The organism is Zoogloea sp. JDB1 (genome assembly GCF_056724025.1).
The window spans coordinates 3,250,595-3,272,720 of sequence record NZ_CM161496.1 but is presented as its reverse complement, the minus strand read 5'-3'; the positions used below and the strand labels follow the sequence as shown (position 1 = coordinate 3,272,720).

20 protein-coding genes and 1 other annotated feature are annotated in these 22,126 nt (G+C 59.8%); of the genes, 17 read left to right on the top strand and 3 right to left on the bottom strand.

The genetic code is table 11. From position 1 onward, the window contains the following. Nucleotides 1-451 precede the first annotated feature (451 nt). The 15 genes from AC1PPK_RS14745 to parC all read left to right on the top strand — a co-directional run bounded on the left by AC1PPK_RS14745 (nt 452) and on the right by parC (nt 15,494). Nucleotides 452-1,147 carry a hypothetical protein gene (locus tag AC1PPK_RS14745; RefSeq protein ID WP_481113799.1) on the top strand — a complete coding sequence of 232 codons (696 nt, stop codon included), beginning with the start codon at nt 452-454 and terminating at the stop codon, nt 1,145-1,147. Nucleotides 1,148-1,173: 26 nt separating this feature from the next. After that, complete coding sequence (locus tag AC1PPK_RS14740; protein WP_481113798.1) at nt 1,174-1,848, top strand: phytanoyl-CoA dioxygenase family protein; 675 nt, start codon at nt 1,174-1,176, stop codon at nt 1,846-1,848. 710 nt (nt 1,849-2,558) lie between these two features. Then, nucleotides 2,559-2,933: a DUF7674 family protein gene (locus tag AC1PPK_RS14735; RefSeq protein WP_481113797.1), complete on the top strand. Its 375-nt coding sequence runs from the start codon at nt 2,559-2,561 to the stop codon at nt 2,931-2,933. A 146-nt stretch (nt 2,934-3,079) separates the two neighbouring features. Beyond that, nucleotides 3,080-3,802 carry a hypothetical protein gene (locus AC1PPK_RS14730; RefSeq protein WP_481113796.1) on the top strand — a complete coding sequence of 241 codons (723 nt, stop codon included), beginning with the start codon at nt 3,080-3,082 and terminating at the stop codon, nt 3,800-3,802. 259 nt (nt 3,803-4,061) lie between these two features. Further along, nucleotides 4,062-4,808 (top strand): SAM-dependent methyltransferase, encoded by a 747-nt coding sequence (locus tag AC1PPK_RS14725; RefSeq protein WP_481113795.1) that lies wholly within the window; start codon nt 4,062-4,064, stop codon nt 4,806-4,808. 207 nt (nt 4,809-5,015) lie between these two features. Next, entirely contained in the window at nt 5,016-6,878 is a 1,863-nt protein-coding gene (locus AC1PPK_RS14720) for a M48 family metallopeptidase (protein ID WP_481113794.1), read from the top strand. A gap of 63 nt (nt 6,879-6,941) precedes the next feature. Further along, nucleotides 6,942-7,331 (top strand): VOC family protein, encoded by a 390-nt coding sequence (locus AC1PPK_RS14715; protein WP_481113793.1) that lies wholly within the window; start codon nt 6,942-6,944, stop codon nt 7,329-7,331. Continuing rightward, on the top strand, nt 7,328-7,759 hold the full coding sequence (locus tag AC1PPK_RS14710; RefSeq protein ID WP_481113792.1) for a hypothetical protein: 432 nt from the start codon (nt 7,328-7,330) through the stop codon (nt 7,757-7,759). The genes AC1PPK_RS14715 and AC1PPK_RS14710 overlap by 4 nt, the downstream gene beginning before the upstream one ends. 631 nt (nt 7,760-8,390) lie before the next feature. After that, nucleotides 8,391-8,798: a hypothetical protein gene (locus AC1PPK_RS14705; RefSeq protein ID WP_481113791.1), complete on the top strand. Its 408-nt coding sequence runs from the start codon at nt 8,391-8,393 to the stop codon at nt 8,796-8,798. A gap of 292 nt (nt 8,799-9,090) precedes the next feature. Next, a complete protein-coding gene (locus AC1PPK_RS14700) occupies nt 9,091-9,459 on the top strand; it encodes a hypothetical protein (protein WP_481113790.1) in 369 nt (122 codons plus the stop codon). 98 nt (nt 9,460-9,557) lie between these two features. Next, nucleotides 9,558-9,851 carry a YceK/YidQ family lipoprotein gene (locus AC1PPK_RS14695; RefSeq protein WP_481113789.1) on the top strand — a complete coding sequence of 98 codons (294 nt, stop codon included), beginning with the start codon at nt 9,558-9,560 and terminating at the stop codon, nt 9,849-9,851. Between the two features lie 117 nt (nt 9,852-9,968). Further along, nucleotides 9,969-10,442: a YcxB family protein gene (locus AC1PPK_RS14690; RefSeq protein WP_481113788.1), complete on the top strand. Its 474-nt coding sequence runs from the start codon at nt 9,969-9,971 to the stop codon at nt 10,440-10,442. 47 nt (nt 10,443-10,489) lie between these two features. Continuing rightward, nucleotides 10,490-11,712 (top strand): IS3 family transposase gene (locus AC1PPK_RS14685; protein ID WP_481113787.1). Its coding sequence is split into 2 segments (ribosomal slippage): nt 10,490-10,772 and nt 10,772-11,712, totalling 1,224 coding nucleotides; the frame shifts between segments, so codons are not numbered across the junction. Next, nucleotides 10,768-10,884, top strand: a sequence feature (AL1L pseudoknot). It overlaps the preceding gene by 117 nt. Before the next feature lie 233 nt (nt 11,713-11,945). Then, nucleotides 11,946-12,971, top strand: coding sequence for a MerR family transcriptional regulator (locus tag AC1PPK_RS14680; RefSeq protein ID WP_481113786.1), 1,026 nt, complete (start codon nt 11,946-11,948; stop codon nt 12,969-12,971). 162 nt (nt 12,972-13,133) lie between these two features. Beyond that, nucleotides 13,134-15,494 carry a DNA topoisomerase IV subunit A gene (gene parC, locus AC1PPK_RS14675; protein ID WP_481113785.1) on the top strand — a complete coding sequence of 787 codons (2,361 nt, stop codon included), beginning with the start codon at nt 13,134-13,136 and terminating at the stop codon, nt 15,492-15,494. Between the two features lie 71 nt (nt 15,495-15,565). Here parC and AC1PPK_RS14670 read toward each other — a convergent pair whose 3' ends face one another. Both AC1PPK_RS14670 and AC1PPK_RS14665 read right to left on the bottom strand, forming a co-directional pair. Then, complete coding sequence (locus AC1PPK_RS14670) at nt 15,566-15,919, bottom strand: response regulator (RefSeq protein ID WP_481113784.1); 354 nt, start codon at nt 15,917-15,919, stop codon at nt 15,566-15,568. Nucleotides 15,920-15,923: 4 nt separating this feature from the next. After that, a complete protein-coding gene (locus tag AC1PPK_RS14665) occupies nt 15,924-17,621 on the bottom strand; it encodes a sensor histidine kinase (RefSeq protein ID WP_481113783.1) in 1,698 nt (565 codons plus the stop codon). A 262-nt stretch (nt 17,622-17,883) separates the two neighbouring features. Between AC1PPK_RS14665 and AC1PPK_RS14660 the strand changes: the two genes are divergently transcribed. Both AC1PPK_RS14660 and AC1PPK_RS14655 read left to right on the top strand, forming a co-directional pair. Further along, on the top strand, nt 17,884-20,772 hold the full coding sequence (locus tag AC1PPK_RS14660) for a bifunctional diguanylate cyclase/phosphodiesterase (protein WP_481113782.1): 2,889 nt from the start codon (nt 17,884-17,886) through the stop codon (nt 20,770-20,772). A gap of 155 nt (nt 20,773-20,927) precedes the next feature. After that, nucleotides 20,928-21,665: an SDR family oxidoreductase gene (locus tag AC1PPK_RS14655; protein ID WP_481113781.1), complete on the top strand. Its 738-nt coding sequence runs from the start codon at nt 20,928-20,930 to the stop codon at nt 21,663-21,665. 15 nt (nt 21,666-21,680) lie between these two features. Here the strand turns inward: AC1PPK_RS14655 and AC1PPK_RS14650 are convergent, their stop codons facing one another. After that, nucleotides 21,681-22,058, bottom strand: coding sequence for a hypothetical protein (locus AC1PPK_RS14650; RefSeq protein WP_481113780.1), 378 nt, complete (start codon nt 22,056-22,058; stop codon nt 21,681-21,683). Nucleotides 22,059-22,126 lie beyond the last annotated feature (68 nt).

Below are 22,126 nucleotides of genomic sequence, written 5' to 3'. Positions count from 1 at the left end.
AAATTTTTTAAGAAATAACGACTGCCCCTCGCCATGGCTCAACGCTTGTTATATGAATAATAGGAATTACCCTCACATCCAATACATACCTGGACCAAGCTACCACTGGCTCAAGGAGGCTTGGCATAACAAGACATCAGTACTTTGGGGCGTCCTCGCAATCGTATCTCTATCGCTAGCGCACTACGCGGGGTTCTTGATGAAGGTTCCGCTACAGATCGTGGCAGTGGCTGGGCTGCCGCTCGCAAAAGGCGTGACCGTGACATTTCTCTTTTATGTTTTCTTTTGCGCGGTTTTTGCACGGGTATTAATTTCGATATTGCAGCTCATTACCCTTCCCTTCCTAGCTGCAATTGATCGACAAGGAGCAGCAGTGACGCCTGGTAACTGTCAAGAGGGATAGTTTTCGACCCGTTCCCGCAAAATTACTTCACAGCTTCGCTAGATTTTTATGCAGACTCGCAAGCTTTTTGTTCTACTCTGGCGAATTAACGCCATCATCATCTTGCTCGTCGGATTGATTGCTGGCGCAGCCCTCAGTGTAGTTTGTTACCTTTTTTTCAAGGAGGCGACGAATTTACGACATGTCGATAACGTGGCGAATACTGCGCTTGGCGATGTTCGAGAGTCAGTCGCAGAGCTTGGCTCATTTGATTCAATCCAAGGCAGTACGGTGGTTCGCGCACCTCTCACCGTACGCCAGACCTATGCCTTGGGCCCGAGTTCCAAGGAAGCGGGCTCCACCCGCAACTACCTCTATTTCGAGCCATCGACACGCTCCGCATATTGGCTTCGCCCGTCAATGGATAGCGTGATCCTTAGCTCAATCGCACTTCCTTCCACTGAGTACGGCGAAAAGAAGCAACACGCCATCGTCTATGTCCATGTCACTGTCAACATAGACACCAATGGCGATGCCCGACTGACTGAGTCGGATGCAAAACAGATCGCTATCTCCGCACCAAACGGAAAGGGCTATCGTGTTCTCGTGGCCAAGGCTGACCACCTGAACAAGGCAATGCTTCTTGCCTCCAGCCGGCTTCTCATCTTGTACTCCATAGGCACAAAACTGGCCGCCATCGAGCTGAATCCCGACGATCCTTCCTCGCCGGTTGCCGAATATGAAGTGCCTACCTCTCTCAAGTAGCGAAACCCACGTCAGACGGCAACGCCATGGATTCCAACGCATTCGAACAAGATGGCTACCTCATTACCTCACCGTTGCTGAGCGAACACGAATGCCAAAGGCTCGAAGCCAATCTGGCTTCGGTTGCCATCTCCATGGCGGGCAACCGCTGCCTGCTTGAAACAGATTGGTGCTATTCGCTGGCAGGTAAGCTCAAGAATCACCCGTCGCTTTCGTGCTTCCTGCCCCGGGATTCTGTAGCCGTTCAGTGCACTCTTTTCGAAAAGTCGGTCGAGCGAAACTGGTTGGTGTCGCTTCATCAGGATTTGAGCATCCCGGTTTCCGAAAGAGTCAATAACCCCGACCTCACGGGCTGGTCCGAAAAAGAGGGCGGTATCTTCGTGCAGCCACCACCAGCCGTTTTGCAGGAAATTGTCGCTGTTCGCCTGCACGTTGATGAGTGTTCCTCCAACGATGGGCCACTCAAAGTTGTGCCGGGCTCCCACGCCCATGGGCGAACCAGTCAGGAGATTGCCCTCGCTCTGCGCGATTCACTCGGCGAGGTGGTCTGCCCCGTTGCCCGGGGCGGAGCTTTGCTCATGAGTCCGTTGCTGCTGCACGCTTCCTCAAAAGCCTCAGGTCAAAGCAGGCGCAGGGTTCTGCATTTCCTGTTCGCCCCTCGTTCATTGCCCTTCGGGCTGCGGTGGCGCAATGCCGTCTAACGTCAGGCGCCCCCTCCGACTGCAGTAACGTCCTTTACCTAAAACTAATCATGAGAAAAATTCTTGCTACATTGGTCATTTGCTCTGCAACGACGGCAGCCCTCGCTAATGTCGGGAATCCGCCGGCCCACAGGCTGTACGGGCAATGGACGTGGACCTATCCAACGAATAACTGCACGGAGGTATACGACTACCGTTCGGATAACACATCCATAGTGACAAGTGGCGAAGAGGTTGGCGAGAGCCGTTTCACGATTTCCGATAGACCGGACATGAAAGGGTTTTATCGCATGACAGACGTAGTCACAAAAAGCAATGGGCGTACCGGCTGTGACGGCACGGCTGGCGGGACACCAGTTGGTGACGAAGCTACCATCTATATCCTCTTTCACCCGACAAGGAGCGAAATGCTCATATGCCAAGACCCCTCTCTAAATGCCTGCTTCGGTCCCCTTCGGCGTGTATCGCAATGACTCCGGCCTGAGTTGAGCCTGGTGGAGCTGGGTACAAGTGACACAGTACATAGTCGAATTTGCACGCCCCTGAATAATTCCAAAAACATACCCACTAAGACTTTTTGCACTCATGACTTTCAAGAACTTGGAGCCCTATGTGAGCACCCCGCTCAAAGCTGAGCCTTGGGCCCCGTCCGCCGCTTAGCCGCTTAGCCGCTGCAGCAGTCCCTTACGTCAAACGCTGAGGCCCTTCACGTGGAAACAGTCATCGATCTATTCAACTCCATCAGAGGCCGTTTCCCCAGCATTTGCGAACAGGCTGATGAATTTCACATCCGTCTCTTTGGTGACGTTGATCCAGAGTTCGCCTACTCGTGGTTTGAGAGCTTGGCAAATGCACTCAACGCGGAAATGAGTAGAGGGGTTGAGGCTCGCATCCATGCTCCTCTCTTCAACTACGTCAGCGGCTCATTTGCAACAGCAAGTCCAGCCGTTCGCAACTGCATCGACTCTGCATTAATCGAGAATTTGTTTTGGCAGATTCCACACATCAAATGTGCGCCATACTGGCAGCAACTCCCACCAGCCCTTAAGAAGCTCTACCTTGAATTCCACCACCGCGAACCCTGACAAGTCCGTCAAAGGGGTCCAAAAATCCTGCACCGCTAAACTCGAAGATTAGCGGGCAGATCTTGACCTTCAACGCATCCGAATAACATGGACGACCATCTCATGCGTTGCACTATGCGACGGTCGTCTCCTTCACATCCGGCGTCATGAAACTCGCGACCATCCTTTTTCTCATCGGCGCGGCCTTCCTGGGCTACGCATATTCACTTGCACCATACAAAGATGCGGCGCTCTTCATGGAGCGCTACATGACCCTGTCAGATGGTCAGAACGACGAGTATTGGAAACTCCGAGATGAAATGCTCACGCCAAAGTATAAACTCCAGGATTACGGTGGCACCTTGGTTGCGCTATCAATCGGTGTTCTTCTCGTTTGCCGCCGCGGTTGGCGGCAACTCAAGTCGCCGAAGTCCCGCGCCGGATGGCTTGGGCTCGCCGTCGCCACGCCGTTACTGACCGTCGGCGCCTGCATCTTCGATCTATTGCAGGGTTCTGCCAGAGGTGAGTTTCCTCACTGGGCGGACTCAATGGCAATTCCGTTGATGGGGGTGCCTGCTCTGTTTCTAGTCCTGCTGATTTGGTCTGGCGCGCACCTGGCATTTCTTCGCCGCCCCTACCATGCCGAAGTGCTGTCTCGTGCGTGGTCGCGGCAAACCAATTGGTGGCTGTTGACAATCGCCATGACAACCACGGCGGTTATTGCCCTATCCGCTGCCGCTGGCGAATACTGGTATGCCACGGCTGGCACCTTCTGGCTTTATTTCTACATTTCGCTAGCCGTCTCTCGCCACTCAACCCTTGACGCCAAGCCCGGCGACCAACCGGACCTGCCGCATGAAGTTGCGAGAAAAACCACGCAGATCGGGTAGATCATGCTCTCAAACACCTTCGAACAGGATGGCTACCTCATTACCTCACCGTTACTGAGTGAGCACGAGTGCCAGACACTTGAGGCCAAATTTCCTGTTCGCCCCCAGACTATTGCCGTTTGGACTGCGATGGCGGAATGCCGTCTAGCACCTGGATCAAAGTGGCTCCCACCGATTGCCGAGACGTCCCGCGAGCGGGCCGCAGCATCGTCAGGCCCTGACCGTATCTCTATTCACCCCCATAAGGAAGCCATCCGAAATGGACATCCCACGTATATTCAACATCTCTGAGAGCGCTCACCGCATCCACAACCCGATCACTCCCGAAAAGCTCGCGACGCTCGGCGCGGCGCTGCGTCTGGAACCAGGAGCCCAGGTGCTCGACCTCGGCAGCGGTTCGGGGGAGATGCTGTGCACCTGGGCACGCGATCATGGCATCGTCGGCACCGGCATCGACATGAGCCGATTATTTACCGAGCAGGCGAAGCTCCGGGCTATAGAACTCGGTGTTGCCGATAAGGTCACCTTTATCCATGGCGATGCTGCCGGCCATGTCTCCGACGAGAAGGCCAGTGTGGCCGCCTGTGTCGGTGCCACCTGGATCGCCGGTGGAGTCGCCGGCACTATCGAGCTTCTGGCGCGGAGCCTGCACACTGGAGGAATCATCCTCATCGGCGAGCCCTACTGGCGGCAGCTACCGCCGACAGAAGACGTTGCCCAAGGGTGTCTCGCCAACTCGATCTCCGACTTTCTGCTACTCCCCGAACTTCTCGCGTCTTTCGGCCGCCTCGGCTACGACGTCGTTGAAATGATTCTGGCGGACCAAGACGGCTGGGACAGATACGAGGCGGCCAAATGGCTCACCATGCGCCGATGGCTCGACGCCAACCCCGGTGATGAGCTCGCGAAAGAGGTTCGGGCCAAACTGAACTCGGAACCCGAGCGCCATGCTACTTACACGCGTGAATACCTGGGCTGGGGTGTGTTCGCGCTGATGCCGCGATGACAGGAACGACCAGGCAAGGGCAGCGCCGCGAGCATCGGTGAATTCTGGGCGAAGGCGTGCGTTTATCACGTCCCTGCCAACCATTGTCAGATTGCTGTCGGGCCCCTGTCGTTATCAACCCAGGAGACAAGTGACGCAGTGCATAGCCGAATTTGAGTGAGTGCCAAATAATTCCAAAAACATACCCATTCAGATTTTATTGCACTCATGAACGACGGACAGTTCGACGCCCTGGTCGGCAGGCTGGAAGGACAGGCCCAGCAGAACCCCGGCCTCTACAAGCTCAAGGTGTTGCTGCTGGCCACGCTGGGGAATGCCTACATCGCCGTGATGCTGCTGGCGATCATCGCGGCGTTGGTGGGGCTATGCGCTTACATCATGGTGCTCAGGGCCATCGGCGTGAAGCTGATCATCATCGCCGGGTTCTTTCTGTGGATGGTGCTGAAGGCGCTGTGGGTCAAGATCGAGCCTCCCAAGGGGACGCCGGTCGATGAGGCGCAGGCGCCCGAGTTGTTCGCGATGGTGAATGGATTGCGCCGGCAGTTGGGCGCCCCGCCCTTCCACCACGTACTGATCACCGACGATTTCAATGCCGGGGTCGTGCAGTCGCCGCGTCTGGGCGCTTTCGGCTGGTCACGCAACTATCTCCTGCTCGGCCTGCCCTTGATGAAGACGCTGACACCCGATCAGTTCAAGGCCGTGCTCGCCCACGAATTCGGCCATCTTGCCAAGGGCCACGGGCGGATGTCGAACTGGATCTACCGCCAGCGCCTGCGCTGGAGCCGCCTGTGGAACGTGCTGGACGCCGACGACAGCTGGGGCAGTCTGCTGTTCAAACCTTTCCTGAAGTGGTTTGCCCCCTTCTTCGGCGCCTACACCTTCCCGATGGCGCGGGCCAACGAGTACCAGGCGGATGCCACTGCGGCAACGCTCACCTCTGCACGGACGGCCGCAGAGGCACTCACGAGTGTCAACGTGGTGGGCAGCTTTCTCGCCGAAAAGTACTGGCCCGGGATTCACAGACACGCCGACGAGCATCCGCAACCCAGCTTTGCGCCGTATTCCGGAATGGGCCACGGCATCACCACGGAACTCGACGAGGCATCGGTCAAAGTGTGGCTGGAGCGGGCCATGGCTGAACAGACGGGCTCTGCCGACACGCACCCGGCACTGGCCGACCGTCTCGATGCCCTGGGGGAAACTCCACGCCTGCACCTCCCGCATGCGGGACACACCGCGGACCGGCTCCTGGGCAGCATGCTGGCTGTCGTGACCGAGAACTTCGACCAGCGCTGGCGGGACGCTATTTCGCCATCCTGGGAGGAACGCCATCGGGAAGTGCAGGACGGTCGCCGCCAATTGGCCGACCTCGATGCCCGTGCCAACGCGGGCGCCGAACTGACGGTACAGGAAGCCTATGATCGTGCGAACCTCACCGAGACCGTCGGCCACAACGCCGATGACGCACTCAGCCAATTTCAGACCCTGCACGAACGCGTGCCTGACGACGCATTGGTCTGCTTCTCCCTCGGCGCCCGCCTCCTGAGCCGAAACGATGCCAGCGGCTGCGCGTTGATCGAGCGCACCATGCACCTGGATGAAAACGCAACCGCCAACTGCTGCGAGTTGCTGCGTGACTACCATTGGCGCAATGAGCGCCGGGATGAAGCCCATGCATGGCACCAACGTCTGGTCGAACGCGTCACCCTGCAGGAGGACGCCACCAAGGAGCGCAATGGGGTATCGCTCCGCGACCGCTTCGAACGCCATGGCCTTCCCGAAGACGATCTGGCCGCCCTGCGCAACGCGCTACGGAGCATCCCCGGTCTTCGCAAAGCCTACCTAGTCAGGAAACGGGTCAAACATCTTTCGCACTCCCCTTGTTACGTCTTCGGCTTCAAGACTTCCCGGTGGTTTCAACTGCACAGTGAAAGTCGCGCCAAGGAGGTCTTGCAGCGGATCCAGGAGTCCGTCAACTTCCCTGGAGAAACGATCCTCATCAACCTCGAAGGGAATAACAGCCAGTTCGGCCGCAAATTCAGCTGGAAGCGTGGAACGCGAATCCTGTGATGCGGCAGCGCCATCTGATCGTCCCGTGAGCCCAGTCCATCCATCGAAAACCGAGGAGACAACATGATCGACCACACCGGCATCACCGTCAGCGATTTTGAGAAGAGCAAGGCGTTCTACCTGCAGGTGCTGGCGCCGATTGGCTACGTGCTGATCATGGAGCTTCCCGCCTCCGTGACCGGCCACACGGATGTCGCCGGCTTTGGCGAACCACCCAAGCCCGACTTCTGGCTCAGCCGCGGGACACCCAATCAACCACCGATCCACGTCGCCTTCCGGGCTCGATCCAGAGCGGAGGTTGATGCGTTCTACAAAGCCGCAATGACTGCCGGCGGTACGGACAACGGAGCCCCAGGCCTTCGTCCTCACTATCACCCCAACTACTACGGCGCATTCGTTCTCGACCCGGACGGGCACAACATCGAAGCGGTCTGCCACGACGCGGAATCATGATGACGGCCATGCGTCGTATGGCCGCCCTTGCGTTTGCCATGGCCGTCTCGACCTCTGCCTGCTCCGCTGACTTGGCGGGGCAGTGGAACTTGAAAATCGCAGACCAAAGCCATCGCGTCATCACCACGCTTGTCATCGAATTTACAAACAAGACGGCGCGGTCCTGCATCGCCGGAAACTGGCTACGTGTAAATGTTGTTTCCGCCAGCACGAAGGATGCGCGCTTCTATCCTGTATCGGATCCACTGTCCTTCCGCATTGAGGACGGCCAGTTGACGATTGGACGCAACGAAGTATGCGATGGCTATCTGATGCTGCACGGCCCTCTCGATGGCGGAACGGCTCGTGGCGACTATTACGGCTTGAGCATAGGCAGCAGATCACCGCGGGGGTTCTTCACTCTGGACAGGAAGAGTTCAGCCAAATGACGCTCTCAAAAACTCATCAAGCACGTAATTCTCAAAGGGAGCGCAACATAGGTCTGCTAAAGCTCCTTTTACGTGAAGACAGCAATCTATCCATCTCTGAAGAAGTCCCCGAACATTTTCGAATAGACTAATAAAATCACGTCCGCACCTTTGGTGACATTGATCCAGAACCCGCGAACTCGTAGTGAGAAAGCTTGAAGCATGCGCTCAACGTGGAAATACTTCCTAAGGAAAGTGACTTTTTGTCTAATCGGGGTGGCGGGTTCTATCGCGTCTTCGATTAGCTACTCTCAGCAGGGGCAGTGGTGCCATGTCAACCCTATCCATTCGCCTCCTGGCAATACAGACACCGCCATGGAGATATTTCGAAAGGATATTTTTGTTGTAAGATCTAATTTTCATAAGCAGGCTCAGAATATGCCAAATGAGGCTCCGCTTGTTGAGTCTTGACTGCGCTCACCCTTAAAGGACAAGCCTGCAGCAGGATATTTGTCAAACAACTCATACTCGCTCAGATATGAATTCCGGCAATTTTAAAAATTGGCGGCACTTCCTTGTCGCATGCGTAACAGCGTTTGGCGCCTCTGCACAACCAGCCACCAGGGATCCATTAGACTCCGAAATCAGATCCTTGATTGAAGCCATGCCCCAGGACGCAAAAACGCAGTGGACGACCATCAACGCGCTGCGACACATTGGCGAACCGGGCGTTCCCTACGTCATCAAGTACCTAAACGACGCTCGCCCCCTCCCAGCGACAACCATGCCCATATCACCTGGCCCAAACGCGGGCATCGAAATGCCCGCGAGACTTGTTTCAACTACTATGGTCTCATCCGCCTTGATGTATTTGCTATTCGAAGTCACTGGCGAGTCGTTCGATCACTATTTTTACGACTTCGAAGTGAAATCGGCGGACGGGTTGTCGATCAATCGATGGAGAAGATGGTGTGCAACCAAATATCCAGAGAAAGCAGATGTATGCTGGAACTCTGAGAACGGCCATCCCGAAGTTGCTCGACCTCTCCACATTCAATGAATCGGCTCAATATACGATGAGTGACTGACCGAGAACGGTAGAACACTCAGCAAAAAGGTGCACGAGTGAAGCAGTGCATAGGGAAGCCAATGCGCGACATGCCATTCTTTTTGAATACCCATAAGCCCCCAGGATGAAACGACTGCTTCTCCTCTCCGCATTGACTCCTTTACTTACAGCCTGCGTTGGCGCCGGCGTGATCTCAAGTCAGACAGGAACACCTAAGCACGCAGCGCTGGCGAAGAGCCGCGGGAACATCGTCCTTCTGGCACCCAATGCGAGTGCCCCTACCGTGAACAAGGCAACCGTGAGGCAAGGCTGGGGCGAGCCGGATCGCATCGAACCCCGCGGTGAACTGGAACGTTGGATCTACAACAAGGACGTGACCTGGGCAGGCGTGCTTCTATTTGCCGTGATCGTACCTATTCCACTTCTCGTCCCTGTTGGACATGACCATTTGGCGATCGACTTCCGCAACGATGTTCTTGTGAATATCGAAGTAAAGGGTCAAGGCAGCACGCATGCGCTTTGTGCCATGCCACTTATCGTGCCGCATGCAAACGGTTGCGAAGCGGAGGGATTTCCTGAAGAAGGTGAAATTGACAGTCATTTCATCGATAAAGACGGGATCCCGCTCGTTGAAATCGATCCCAAGCCTTGATGCGATCTCGGCCATTTCAGCCAGGCTTGGTCAAGCCCGACCAGTTTGCAACTGATTGCTCAAACTCAACATTGGCCTCATGAACCGAAAGAATCATCATGCGCAAGCTAGTCTTTCTATTTTCGGCCCTTCCAGTTTTCTTCACAGGCTGTACGACATTAATCACCCTCAGCGAACCTGAGACAAAGAACAAGATTTACTCCGGCACAGTGAGACAAGCCGACCTGAAATGCGGCCATGGCACTTGTTTTGACTTCCCGGTTTCGCTTATTGCCGACACCGCACTATTACCTTTAACAATTCCTTGGACAGTCTTCAATCTGGCAGGTGGCGACACAACGTCAAACAACGAAGGGGCAAACATGATCACAGCGCCCCCTTCTCAGAAATGATCCTCGTACGGAGCAGTCAATAGCTCCACATAATTTGTTGCAACAACCCAATAAATTCAGATGTTGAACCCCCTCGTCTTACAGGGTAGCAATCAGCCACTTGCGCAAAGGGTAAAAATGAATTTTGAAATCAAATTAGTCCCCGACGACTGGTTGACCTTCAACAGATATCTTTATAAAAAGGTATCCAGAGGTAGTACCCCAGGCTCCTTCTTAAAATCTCTCAGCATTTGGTTCGTCATCGGGTTTTCGATCCAGCTTATCGCCAAAACATATAATCATAATGCACTCCCCTCACTCCTGGGCGCATTAGCCATCCTGGCCATTTTGATAAGCAATTCGTATCTGAAGCAAAGGAGTATGCGTAAGTACCTTACCCCAAGGTCTGATAGCTTCTTCACATCCCCACAGCAGGTCACTCTCAGTGAAGCCGGATTAGAGTTGGTGTCACTCAAGTGGCAGGCCAGATATACATGGCCTTCGTTCACCTCAGCACAGACAACTAATGACTTGCTCATGTTATTCCTTGACAGTTCGATTGCGATCATCATTCCATTTCGAGGCTTGAACAAAGCTGAATTGCTCGAGTGAATCGCCCCGGGTTTCGCGGAGGCTCCTACTCTTGAGAAGATGGAGCCATGAAAAAGACAACGAAATACGCCCCGGAAGTACGTGAGCGTTCAGTGCGGATGGTGTTCGAGCAGCGCAGTGAGCACCCGTCGCAATGGGCAGCGATCCAGTCGATTGCAGCGAAGATCGGTTGCACGGCCCAGACACTGCACGCCTGGGTTCGGCAGCACGAGCGGGATACCGGACAGCGGGACGGGGTCAGCAGTGCCGAGACCGCACGGATCAAGGAACTGGAGCGGGAGGTTCGGGAGCTGAAACGGGCCAACGAGATCCTGCGCCTGGCTAGCGCATATTTCGCGCAGGCGGAGCTCGACCGCCGCAACAAGTGACCCACGACTTCATCGACATGCACCGGGAGCGTCTCGGGGTCGAGCCGATCTGCAAGGTCTTGCAGGTTGCCCCGTCGGCGTATCGACGCCGGGCGGCACGTCGGCGCAACCCTGATCTGCGTAGCGCCCGGGCGCTGCGCGACGAACGCTTGATCGGGGATATCCAGCGGGTCTGGCAGGCCAATCTGCGGGTGTATGGCGTGCGCAAGGTGTGGCGGCAGTTGCAGCGGGAAGGCATCGAGGTGGCTCGCTGCACCGTCGAACGTCTGATGCGGGCCGAGGGACTTGTCGGCGCCCGGCGTGGAAGCGCCGTCCGCACGACTCGCGCGGATCCCGCTGTGCCTTGTCCGCTGGACCGGGTCAATCGGCAGTTCGTGGCCGAGCGCCCGAATCAGCTCTGGGTCTCCGACTTCACGTATGTCTCGACCTGGCAGGGATTCGTGTACGTCGCCTTCGTCGTCGATGTGTTTGCCCGCTACATCGTCGGCTGGCGCGTCAGCCGCTCCATGCACACCGAGTTCGTGCTGGACGCACTGGAGCAAGCCTTATGGGCACGCCAGCCCCAGCGGGATGCCCTGATCCATCATTCGGATAGAGGGTCGCAATACGTGTCCATCCGCTACACCGAGCGACTCGCCGAGGCGGGCATCGAGACGTCGGTTGGCAGCAAGGGGGACAGCTACGATAACGCCTTGGCCGAGACGATCAACGGACTCTACAAAGCAGAGTTGATCCATCGCCGTGGCCCATGGAAAAGTGCTGAAGCGGTGGAACTGGCAACCCTCGAGTGGGTGGCCTGGTTCAACCATCATCGGCTGCTCGCCCCTATTGGCTACATGCCGCCGGCTGAAGCTGAGGCAAACTATCACCGCAGTCAAACCGCTCAGGCTGTCATGGCCTGACTTAAACCAAATGGCCTCCGCGAAACCCGGGGCGATTCAGAGAGCCTCGAACGCGTATCTGGCCTTAAGGTGGAAAACGGCTAGCACATAACATCAATCACATCGCGGCTTCGCCCCGAACATGAATCTAATCCCCCGCTGGTACGACACCGCCAACTGTGATCAGCCATCCCTTGACCCTCACGCCACGTCAGCCCCCAGCCTCGTCGCACGCATGAACCGGGGAGCATTCGATGTTGCTTAAAGTGGGCGATCTCGCCAGGCGTTGCGGACTCACGGTCCGGACGCTGCATCACTACGACGCCATCGGCCTGCTCACCCCGTCTGCGCGCTCCGAGGCCGGTTATCGCTTGTATAACCGGGACGACATCGCCAGGCTGCACCAGATCCAGGCTTTGCGTCGTTTCGGCCTGTCCCTGGCTGACATCGGGGCTGTACTGGCAAGGCCCGACTCTTCGCTTGCATCCATCGTGCAGCAACAGATCGATATGCTCGACAAGCAGATCGAGCAGGCGATGGAGCTGCGCGATCGTCTGTCCCGCTTGCAGGGCCGCTTGCTGCGAGGCGATGAGCCGGAACTTGCCGAATGGCTGACAACGCTGGAAAGGATGACCATGTACGACAAGTATTTTTCGCAGGATGAACTTGCCCGGCTTCCCCTCTATCGGGCTGGCAAGACCACCGAAACGGAGTGGCGAGCCCTGGTGGACGAGGTGCGTGCGGTGATGGAGCGCGGGCTCCCACCGCAGAGCGATGAGGCCCAAGGCCTGTCGAAGCGCTGGATAGAGATGATCGAGCGCGATACGGACCGGGATCCGCGTCTGCTGGCCAAGCTGAACGCGATGCATCTCAACGAGCCGTCCGTGCAGGCCCAGACCGGCATCACGCCGGAGGTGCTGGCCTTTGTGCTGCAGGCCAACGCGGAGACGAAGCTGCGCATTTACGCCAGATATCTTTCGCCCGAAGAATTCGCCTTCATGCGCGAGCACTACGGCAAACACACTTACGAGTGGCCGGAGTTGATCGGTGCTCTGCGCGAGCACCTGGAGCAAGGCAGTGCCCCGGACGATCCGGCGGTGCGGCAGCTGGCGCTGCGCTGGCTGACCTTGTTCCGCTCCTATGCAGGCGACGATCCGGAAACCCATGCCAAGATCCGCCTGGCCCATGAGAAGGAGCCGGAGCTGATGGCAGGCAGCCTGATCGACGCAACACTGCTGGGCTTCGTGAAGGATGCCGTTGCGCATCTCAAACCGCACTGAGTAGCGTGTGCGCAGGCCATCCGTAGCGCGGATGTGCCTGTCGCACGCCCTATACAGCAGGCGAAGCGCGGTGCCTGTGGTATTTTTGCGGCCTTCGTCGCGCCAACTCCGGCGCGCGCAACTCCGGCGGCCCCTGCGCCGCCCGCCGTAACACACAGCACCATGAACGAAACTCCGGATCTTTTCGATTCCCTTCTGCCGGAGGCCAATGAGCCGCCGGCACCGCCGCCGCCCCCCGCGGCGCCCCTGCAGGGCAGCGACGACGCCCTGCCCCTCGATCAATATGCCGAGCGTGCTTACCTCGCCTACGCGATGAGCGTGGTGAAGGCCCGCGCGCTGCCGCAGGTGGAAGACGGCCTCAAACCGGTACAGCGCCGCATCCTGTTCGCGATGAACGAGATGCGCTTGTCGCCGGGCTCCAAGCACGTGAAGTCGGCCCGCGTGGTCGGTGACGTGATCGGTAAGTACCACCCCCACGGCGACAGCAGCGTCTACGACGCGATGGTGCGGGTGGCTCAGGATTTCTCGCTGCGCTATCCGCTGGTGGATGGCCAGGGCAACTTCGGTTCCCGCGACGGCGATTCCGCGGCGGCGATGCGTTACACCGAATGCCGCCTGACGCCGATCGCTGAGCTGCTGCTGTCGGAGATCGACCGCGGCACGGTGGATTTCCGTCCCAACTACGACGGCGCCTTTGAAGAGCCGCAGTTGCTGCCGGCCCGCCTGCCCTTCGTGCTGCTCAACGGCGCGTCCGGCATCGCAGTCGGCATGGCCACCGAGATTCCGTCCCACAACCTGCGGGAAGTGGCCGACGCGGCGATCCACGCCATCGAGCATCCGGCCGCGAGCGTGGCCGACCTGATGCAGCACATCAAGGGCCCGGACTTCCCGGGCGGCGGCCAGCTCATCTCGCCGGCGGCGGACATCCGCCAGGCCTACGAGAGCGGCCGCGGCAGCCTCAAGCTGCGCGCCCGCTGGGTGATAGAAGACTTGGCCCGCGGCCAGTGGCAATTGGTCATCACCGAACTGCCGCCGGGCGTATCGGCACAGAAGGTGTTGTTCGAGATCGAGACGCTGACCAACCCGCAGCCCAAGACCGGCAAGAAATCCATCGACGCCGACCAGGCCCAGCTCAAGGCGCTGATGCTCGGCGCCCTCGACCGGGTGCGCGACGAGTCGGGCAAGGATGCGCCGGTGCGTCTGGTCTTCGAGCCGAAGAGCCGCAACCAGGACGTGGCCGAGTTCGCCAACCTGCTGCTGTCCCACACCAGCCTGGAAACTTCGGCGTCGATCAACCTGGTGATGATCGGCCTGGACGGCCGGCCGGGGCAGAAGAATCTCGCCGACATCCTGCACGAATGGGGCCGCTTCCGCGTCACCACGGTGCGCCGCCGCTCGGTGCATCGTCTCGGCCAGGTGAACGACCGCATCCACATCCTGGAAGGCCGCCACATCGTCTTCCTGAACATCGACGAGGTGATCCGCATCATCCGCGAGTCGGACGAGCCCAAGCCGGCGCTGATCGCCCGCTTCGATCTGTCCGACCGTCAGGCCGAGGACATCCTGGAAATTCGCCTGCGCCAGCTCGCCCGTCTCGAAGGCATCAAGATCGAGCGCGAACTGGCCGAGCTGCGCGGCGAGAAGTCCGATCTGGAAGCCCTGCTCGCCGACGACAACAAGCTGCGCCGGCTGGTCATCAAGGAAATCCGCGCCGACGCCGCCAAGTACGGCGACGCGCGCCGCACGCTGGTGGAAGAAGCCGCCCGCGCCGGCGTGACGCAGACCGTCCTCGACGAGCCGGTGACGGTAATCGTTTCGGAAAAAGGCTGGGTGCGCTGCCGCAACGGCCATGGCGTGGATCTGGCCAACGTGAGCTTCAAGGATGGCGACCGCCTCGGCGCGGCCTTCGAATGCCGCAGCGTGGATGCGCTGATCGCCATAACCGACGGCGGCCGCGCATTGACGGTGGCGGTATCGACGCTGCCCGACGGGCGCGGCAACGGCTCGCCGCTGGCATCGCTGATCGAACTGCCCACCGGCAGCAAGATCGCCCACGTGCTGGCCGGCCCGGCCGACAAGCGCGTGCTGCTGGCCAGCACCGACGGCTACGGCTTCATGTGCCGCCTCGCCGACATGACCGCCACCAAGCGCGCCGGCAAGCAGTTCGTGACCATCGACGACAAGGCGAAGCTGCTGTCGCCGGTGCTCTTCGACGATGCCGCCGATCTGCACCTGGCCGCGCTGTCGTCGGACGATCACCTGCTGATCTTCGGCCTCGACCAGATGAAGGAACTGTCCGGCGGCGGCCGTGGCGTCATCATCATGGGTCTGAATGACGGCCAGACGCTGGCTTCCGTCTGCGTGGCCGGCGAGTCGATCACCTTGTTGGCCAATACGCGTGGCGGCAAAGCGGTGGAAAGCACGCTGCCGAAGAAGGAATGGGAAAGCTGGATCGGCAAGCGCGCCCGCAAGGGCAAGCAGGCACCAGGACGCTCCCAGGCCAGCGCGTTGCGCGGCGACTGATCCGGCACCCGATGACACCGCCCCGCCCAGGGGCGGTGTTCATTTGGGATGGCGCCTGAGGGTACTTGCGCCTACAGGAGCTTCAATGCACTCAGCAGGCTTTGGCGGTTGATCGGCTTGATCAGCAGTTCGTCGAAGCCCGCAGCGAGAATCTCATTGCGCTCGCTGGGCAGTGCGTGAGCCGTGTAGGCCACTATCTGCAGTCCTGCCCAGGCCGGCTCCTTGCGCAACTGTGCGCACACCTCCATGCCGCTGACACCCGGCATGCTGATGTCCAGCAGCACCACGTCTACCGGATTGGTCTGCAGCATTGTCAATGCGGCCTCCCCGCTATCCGCCTCGAACACCTCGCAGCCAGCCTGTTTCAGCAACACGCTGGGCAGCATGCGGTTGATCTTCTGGTCGTCGACGATCAGGACTTTCATCGGCTTACACCTGCCCGGACATGGGATGGCTGACAAAAGGAAGGCGGATGACGAATTCGCTGCCCTCCTCCACGCGGGAGGTCAGACTCACATCCCCTCCCATCAGTGTAACCAGTTCCTGAACCAAGGCCAGCCCGAGGCCGGTACCCTGGTGGCGCCGGGTCAGGAAGCCGTCCACCTGGCGGAAGCGTTCGAACACGTGGGGCAGCATCTCCTCCGGGATGCCACAACCCGTATCCGCGACTGCGATGCGCAGCATGTCCCCATCACGGCCAACCTTCACGCCAACGCTCCCCTTGTCGGTGAACTTGATCGCGTTATGCAGCAGATTGTTGAGGATCTGCGCCAGCCGGGTCCCATCGCAGACGAAATCTGCGGGCGCATCGGCGGCCACATCGAAACGTAGTTCAAGCCCCTTCTCTTCTGCCGACGGGTAATGGGTTCGCACGATGCGCTCCAACATCGGCTGCAGTGCCTCGTGACGCAGGTCCAGCTCCATCTTGCCGGATTCGATCTTGGCCAGATCGAGGATGGAATTGACCAGATCCAGCAGGTGATGGCTGCTGTCGAGGATGATGCCGGCGAACTCCTTGTTGGTGTCTTCCGAGGTGTCGCGCAGAAACTCCGCGTAACCCATGATGCCATTCAAGGGCGTGCGCAGTTCGTGGGACATGGAGGCCAGGAACTCGGACTTCATGCGGTTGGCTGCCTCGGCCTTGATCTGGCTTTCGCGCAAGGCATCGGAGATGCGGTACTGGCGGGTGAGCAAGTGGATGGACAGGCCACCGAACAGCAGGACCACCAGGGTCATACCCCCGGCGTAGACCATGTATCCGTTGCGCCGCTCATGGAACTCAGCCAGCGCTTCATTCTCATCGACGCCGACGGCCACGGCCAATGGGTATTCCTTGAGCGCGCGATAGCTGTAGAAGCGCTTTACGCCGTCCGCCACGCTGGTGGAGCGGTAGCTTCCGCTCGCGGCCTTATCCCACACCGTCATCAACGGACTACCCTTGATGTTCTGCCCAACCTCGCTGTTGTCGCCCACACGTCGCGCCCGCACGATGCCATCGTGCCCTACCAGCGAAACGACCCCGCGATGGCCAAGCTCCACACCGCTGTAGAAATCGGAAAAGTAATAGGGGTCGACGGAAATCACCACGACACCGCCAAAGCTGCCGTCCGGCTTGTTGATGCGCCGTGTCATCTGGATCGACCACTTGCCCGACGCCCGCCCCAGCACCGGCTTGCTGATGAACAGCTGGTTGGTATCCTTCTCCTTATGGACGCGGAAGTGCTCCCGGTCCGACAAGTCCATGACCTTGTGATTGGGCAGGTTGCTGAGGATGTACATGCCGTGTTCGTCGATCACCCCCAGCTGGTTGAAGATGCTGCTGATGATCATCCCCTCGCGCACATACTCGGCCACATTGACCTTGTCGCCGTATTTCTCGTACTGGAACTTCAGGAAGAGCACCGCTTGATCGACGCTCTTGATCGTGCGGATGGTGTGTTCTTCAAAGGCGCGGGCAAGGTTGAGGTTCTCCGTATTGACGGAACGGATGACCAGTTTTTCCTCCGCCTCTGCCTTGTACAGGACGGCGCCCCAGATCAGCCCGAGGAGCGCAAGGACGAGAACCACAATCGGCGCAAGAAGGCGCACACGGCGGCCGGCGGTAAGCGGAGCGTAGGAAGAAGGCATGGAATCGGCAAACCAGACGGATCGCGCGTCACGCGGGCTCCCATCGCCCCGGAGCAACACCGGAAAGGACGACGGCCTCCTGGTAACGTGAACGCGGCAGGCTCCAGAAAAGCAGATGGAGCGCCATTCTACCGGCAGCCTGCGCACGAAAACCGTAGCGGGAAGGTAGAATACTACTTTAGATATATATTGCGACGCTGTTCACATAATGTGGCGTTTCGGCGCCCTATAGGAAGACCGCAGCCAGCCCCGACAGCACGTAATGAAATTTCATCTGACCGACCGCAACCTGCCCCGCTACCACCTGCTTGGGACACTGATCGTGGTCGTCACCCTGGCACTGACTATGGGTGCCAGCTTCCTGTGGATCGGCGTCCACCAGCACCAGCAGAGCATAGACCGCCTTGAACACGGCTTTTCCACGCAGAAGCAGGAGCGCCTGCGCGGCGAGATGGCCGCGGCCATCGGCTATCTGGATTTCGTCCACTCCCGTACCGAGACCGTCCTGCGCGAAGCCCTGCGAGACCGTGTGGATATGGCTATGCAGACGGCCCAGGCGATCTACGACCGGGAACACGGACGCCGGCCGGAAGCCGAGGTCAAGCGCCTCATCGTCGAGGCCCTGCGCCCGCAGCGCTTCTATGACGGACGCGGTTATTTTTTCATCGACGGCCTGGATGGCGCGTGCATCCTGCTGCCCATCGCCCCGGAGCGCGAAGGGAGCTCCCTGTGGGATAACCAGGACGACACCGGCCACTTCATCATGCGCGGACTGGCCGACACCGCCCGCGGCAATCCCGATGGTGGCTATTCGGCCTACCGCTGGTATTCCCCCGACAGCCCCAAAGAGATGTCCGACAAGATGGCCTATGTACGGCTGTTCAAACCCTTTGGCTGGGTCATCGGCACCGGCGACTATCTCTACAAATGGCAGGACATGCGCATGCGTGAGGGCCTGGAACGACTGCGTGCGTGGAAGTTCGGGGATACCGGCAGCTTCATCGCGATCAGCCAGAACGGCCAGTTGCTGCTCCAGCCCCAGTGGCCGGAGTTCGAGGGCAAGCACTTCATGGAGGTCGGTACGCAGGAGGAACAGAAGGTCCGCGCGGCACTGATCAAGGTGGCCAGCGAGGGCGGCGGCTTCCTCGAATATCCGTGGCCCAACCGGGCCAAGAACATGCAGAGCCTGCGTACCGCCTACGTGCAGGCGTATCGGCCATGGAAGATGATCGTCATCGCCTCGGTCTTCGAAGAGGAGATGCAAAGCACCTTCAACGCCGAACGGGAAGCCACCCTGCAGGCGCTGTCGCGGCAGATACCTTTCCTTTCCGCCGCGGCGCTGGGCGCTATCGTGATGGCCATCGGCGCGTCGATATTGTTCTCCCGCTGGATGAGCGGTCTGCTGGGCAATTACCGGCGTGAGCTGGACGAGCATGCCCAGGCCCTTGAAAAGCAGGCCAAGCAACTGCGCCTGGCCGGCCATGTCTTCGAGAGCAGCAAGGAAGGCATCGTCATCACCGACCCGGACAGCCGCATTCTTGCCGTCAATCCGGCCTTCTGTGCGATCACCGGCCGTACACCGAACGAAGTCGTCGGGCAGCGGCCCAGCATCCTGGCCTCCGGCGAGCACGATGCCGCCTTCTACCGAAACATGTGGAAGTCCATCCGAGAAACCGGCTCGTGGACGGGCGAGATCCGCAACCGCCGCAAGGATGGCGCCGTTTACCCCGAACTGATCAGCATCAGCTCGGTACGCGACCAGACCGGCAAGGTGCTGCACTACGTGGGCACCTTCCTCGACATCACCGAACGCAAGGAAGCCGAGGAACAGATCCGTCAGTTGGCCGAGTACGACCCGCTGACCCAGCTGCCCAACCGCAGTCTGCTCAGCGAGCGCCTCGCCAACGCGGTGGCGCAGGCCCGTCGGGAAGCCCGACAACTGGGCGTGCTGTTCATCGATCTCGACCGCTTCAAGAATATCAACGACTCCCTCGGCCACCCCATCGGCGACCGGGTGCTGCAGGCCGTCGCCGACCGCCTGCGCCACCTGGTGCAGGAAAGCGATACGGTGAGCCGCCTGGGCGGCGACGAATTCGCGGTAGTGCTGACCCACCTGGACGGCCCGTCCCACGTGCTGCCTGCGGCGCGCAAGATCCTCTCCGCCCTCAGCCAGCCCTACTACATCGACGAGCACGAACTGCAGCTGACCCCCAGCATCGGCATCACGCTCTTTCCGGACAACGGCCAGGACAGTGAAACCCTGTTGAAGAACGCCGACACGGCGATGTACCACGCCAAGAACAACGGGCGGAACAACTTCCAGTTCTTCACGCCGGAATTCAACGAGTGGGTCATGGAACGCCTGCAGGTCGAAAACGGGCTGCGCCATGCGCTGGCCCGCCAGGAGCTGCTGCTGCACTACCAGCCGCAAGTCGATCTCGCCAACGGCAACATCGTCGGCTGCGAGGCGTTGCTGCGCTGGCTGCCGACCGGCGGTGCGCTGGTCCCGCCGGACCGCTTCATCCCGATCGCCGAGGAAACCGGCCTGATCCATACCATCGGCAGCTGGGTCCTCGACGAAGCCTGCCGCCAGCTGCGCGCGTGGGACTCCGACGGCGCCCGCCCCATCGACATGGCGGTCAATGTGGCCGTGCCGCAACTGCGCCAGCGCAACTTCGTCGGCCTCGTGCGCGACACCCTGCAGCGCCACGGCCTCAATCCCCAGCGTCTGGAGATCGAGGTGACGGAAAGTGTCTTCCTGAACCACGACGAGCAGATCCGCGAGACCCTGCAAGGCCTCGCCAACCTGGGCGTGCAGCTGTCCCTGGACGATTTCGGCACTGGCTACTCCAGCCTGTCCTACCTGCGCAACTTCCGCTTCGACGTGCTGAAGATCGACAAGTCCTTTGTCTCTGAGCTGCAATGCAACCAGGACGACATCACGCTGATCCGCGCCATCGTCAGCATCGCCCGCGACATGTCCTTGGTCACAGTCGCCGAAGGCATCGAATCGGAAGAGCAGCAGCGCATCCTGCACGAACTGGGTTGCATGATCGGCCAGGGCTACCACTTCTCGCGCCCGGTCGACGCCGAGCAGATGGGCAAGCTGATCAGTACGCTTCCGGCGGAAACGGATTCGATCGTCGATTGAGAGGCGCCCGCCCTGCCATCGGGCTGTGGGCGTCCGGGCTGCTCCTCTCGCACACGGCACGCTGATGGCGTCATCCCTTGAGCCGTGACGCTGATCATGATCGGGCGTAACTCTTCGGCGTTAGCATGATGCTTTCACCATGACTTCGCCCGTCCATGATCAAAGCCATCCTCACCGGGCACAGCCGCGGCCTCGGCGCCGCCGTAGCCGATGTCCTGCTGTCCCGTGGCATTCCGCTGCTCGCGCTGGCCAGGAGCAGCAATCCTGCGCTATGCACCGCCCATCCGGACCTTGTGCGCGAAACGCAGATCGACCTGTCCGATACGCAATCGTTGGAAGCCTGGTTGCAGACGCCCGCTCTGCACGACTTCCTCGCCGACGCGGACTCCGCGCTGCTGATCAACAATGCCGGCCTGCTGCAGCCGGTCGGGCCTGTCGGCGACGCCGAGGCGGCGGCGATCACTCGCGCGGTAGCCGTCAATGTGACCGCCCCGCTGCTGCTTACCAATGCCTTCGTCGCCGCCACGCGACACTGCGCCGACCGGCGTGTCATGCATATTTCCAGCGGCGCGGCGCGCAGCCCCTACGCGGGCTGGAGCGTGTATTGCGCCACCAAGGCGGCGCTGGACCACCAGGCCCGATCGATGGCTGCCGAGCACCTTCCCGGCCTGCTGGTCGCCAGCCTGGCACCGGGCGTTGTGGATACCAGCATGCAGGCAGAGATCCGGGCCAGCAGCGTTGAACAGTTCCCGCAGAAAGAACGTTTCGAGGCGCTGAAGAGCAGCGGCCAGCTGACCGCACCGGAGCATGCGGCACAACGCCTCGTGAACTATCTGCTGGGGCCGAGCTTCGGCGACGTGGTGGACGGCGACCTGCGCCACCTGCCGGACTGAAGGCCCGCGCCGGCCTCAGCCTTCGGTCGGCATATCGAGCATGCGCTCGCACTCCACCATCATCGTCTGGCCGACGTCGGACTGATGGTTGGGGTCCAGCGCCTCCATCATCTCGTGGGTGATGTGCAGGCCGACCTCGCGGGACACCGAACCTGCGATCTGGCGGGCCAGCTGGTCGCTCAAACCGGAGAGGTGGCGGCGTTCCTCCAGCGGCAGGCTGCGCTTGCTGCGCCCCAGCCAGTCGGCAACCAGCGTCGCGCCCTGGGCCTCGGTCAGCCACTGGCCATGCTCGTAATGCCCCGACAGACGCTCGGCGGTAAGGGCGAAGATCAGCGCTACGCGCAGCCCCCGCTCCGTCACCGCCGAACGCAGGCCTTTTTCCAGACTGCTCATGCGACGGACTCCATTTCTCGTTGGGAGCGGACCATAGCACGTCCACAGCCCCCAACCGGAGTCCCCCC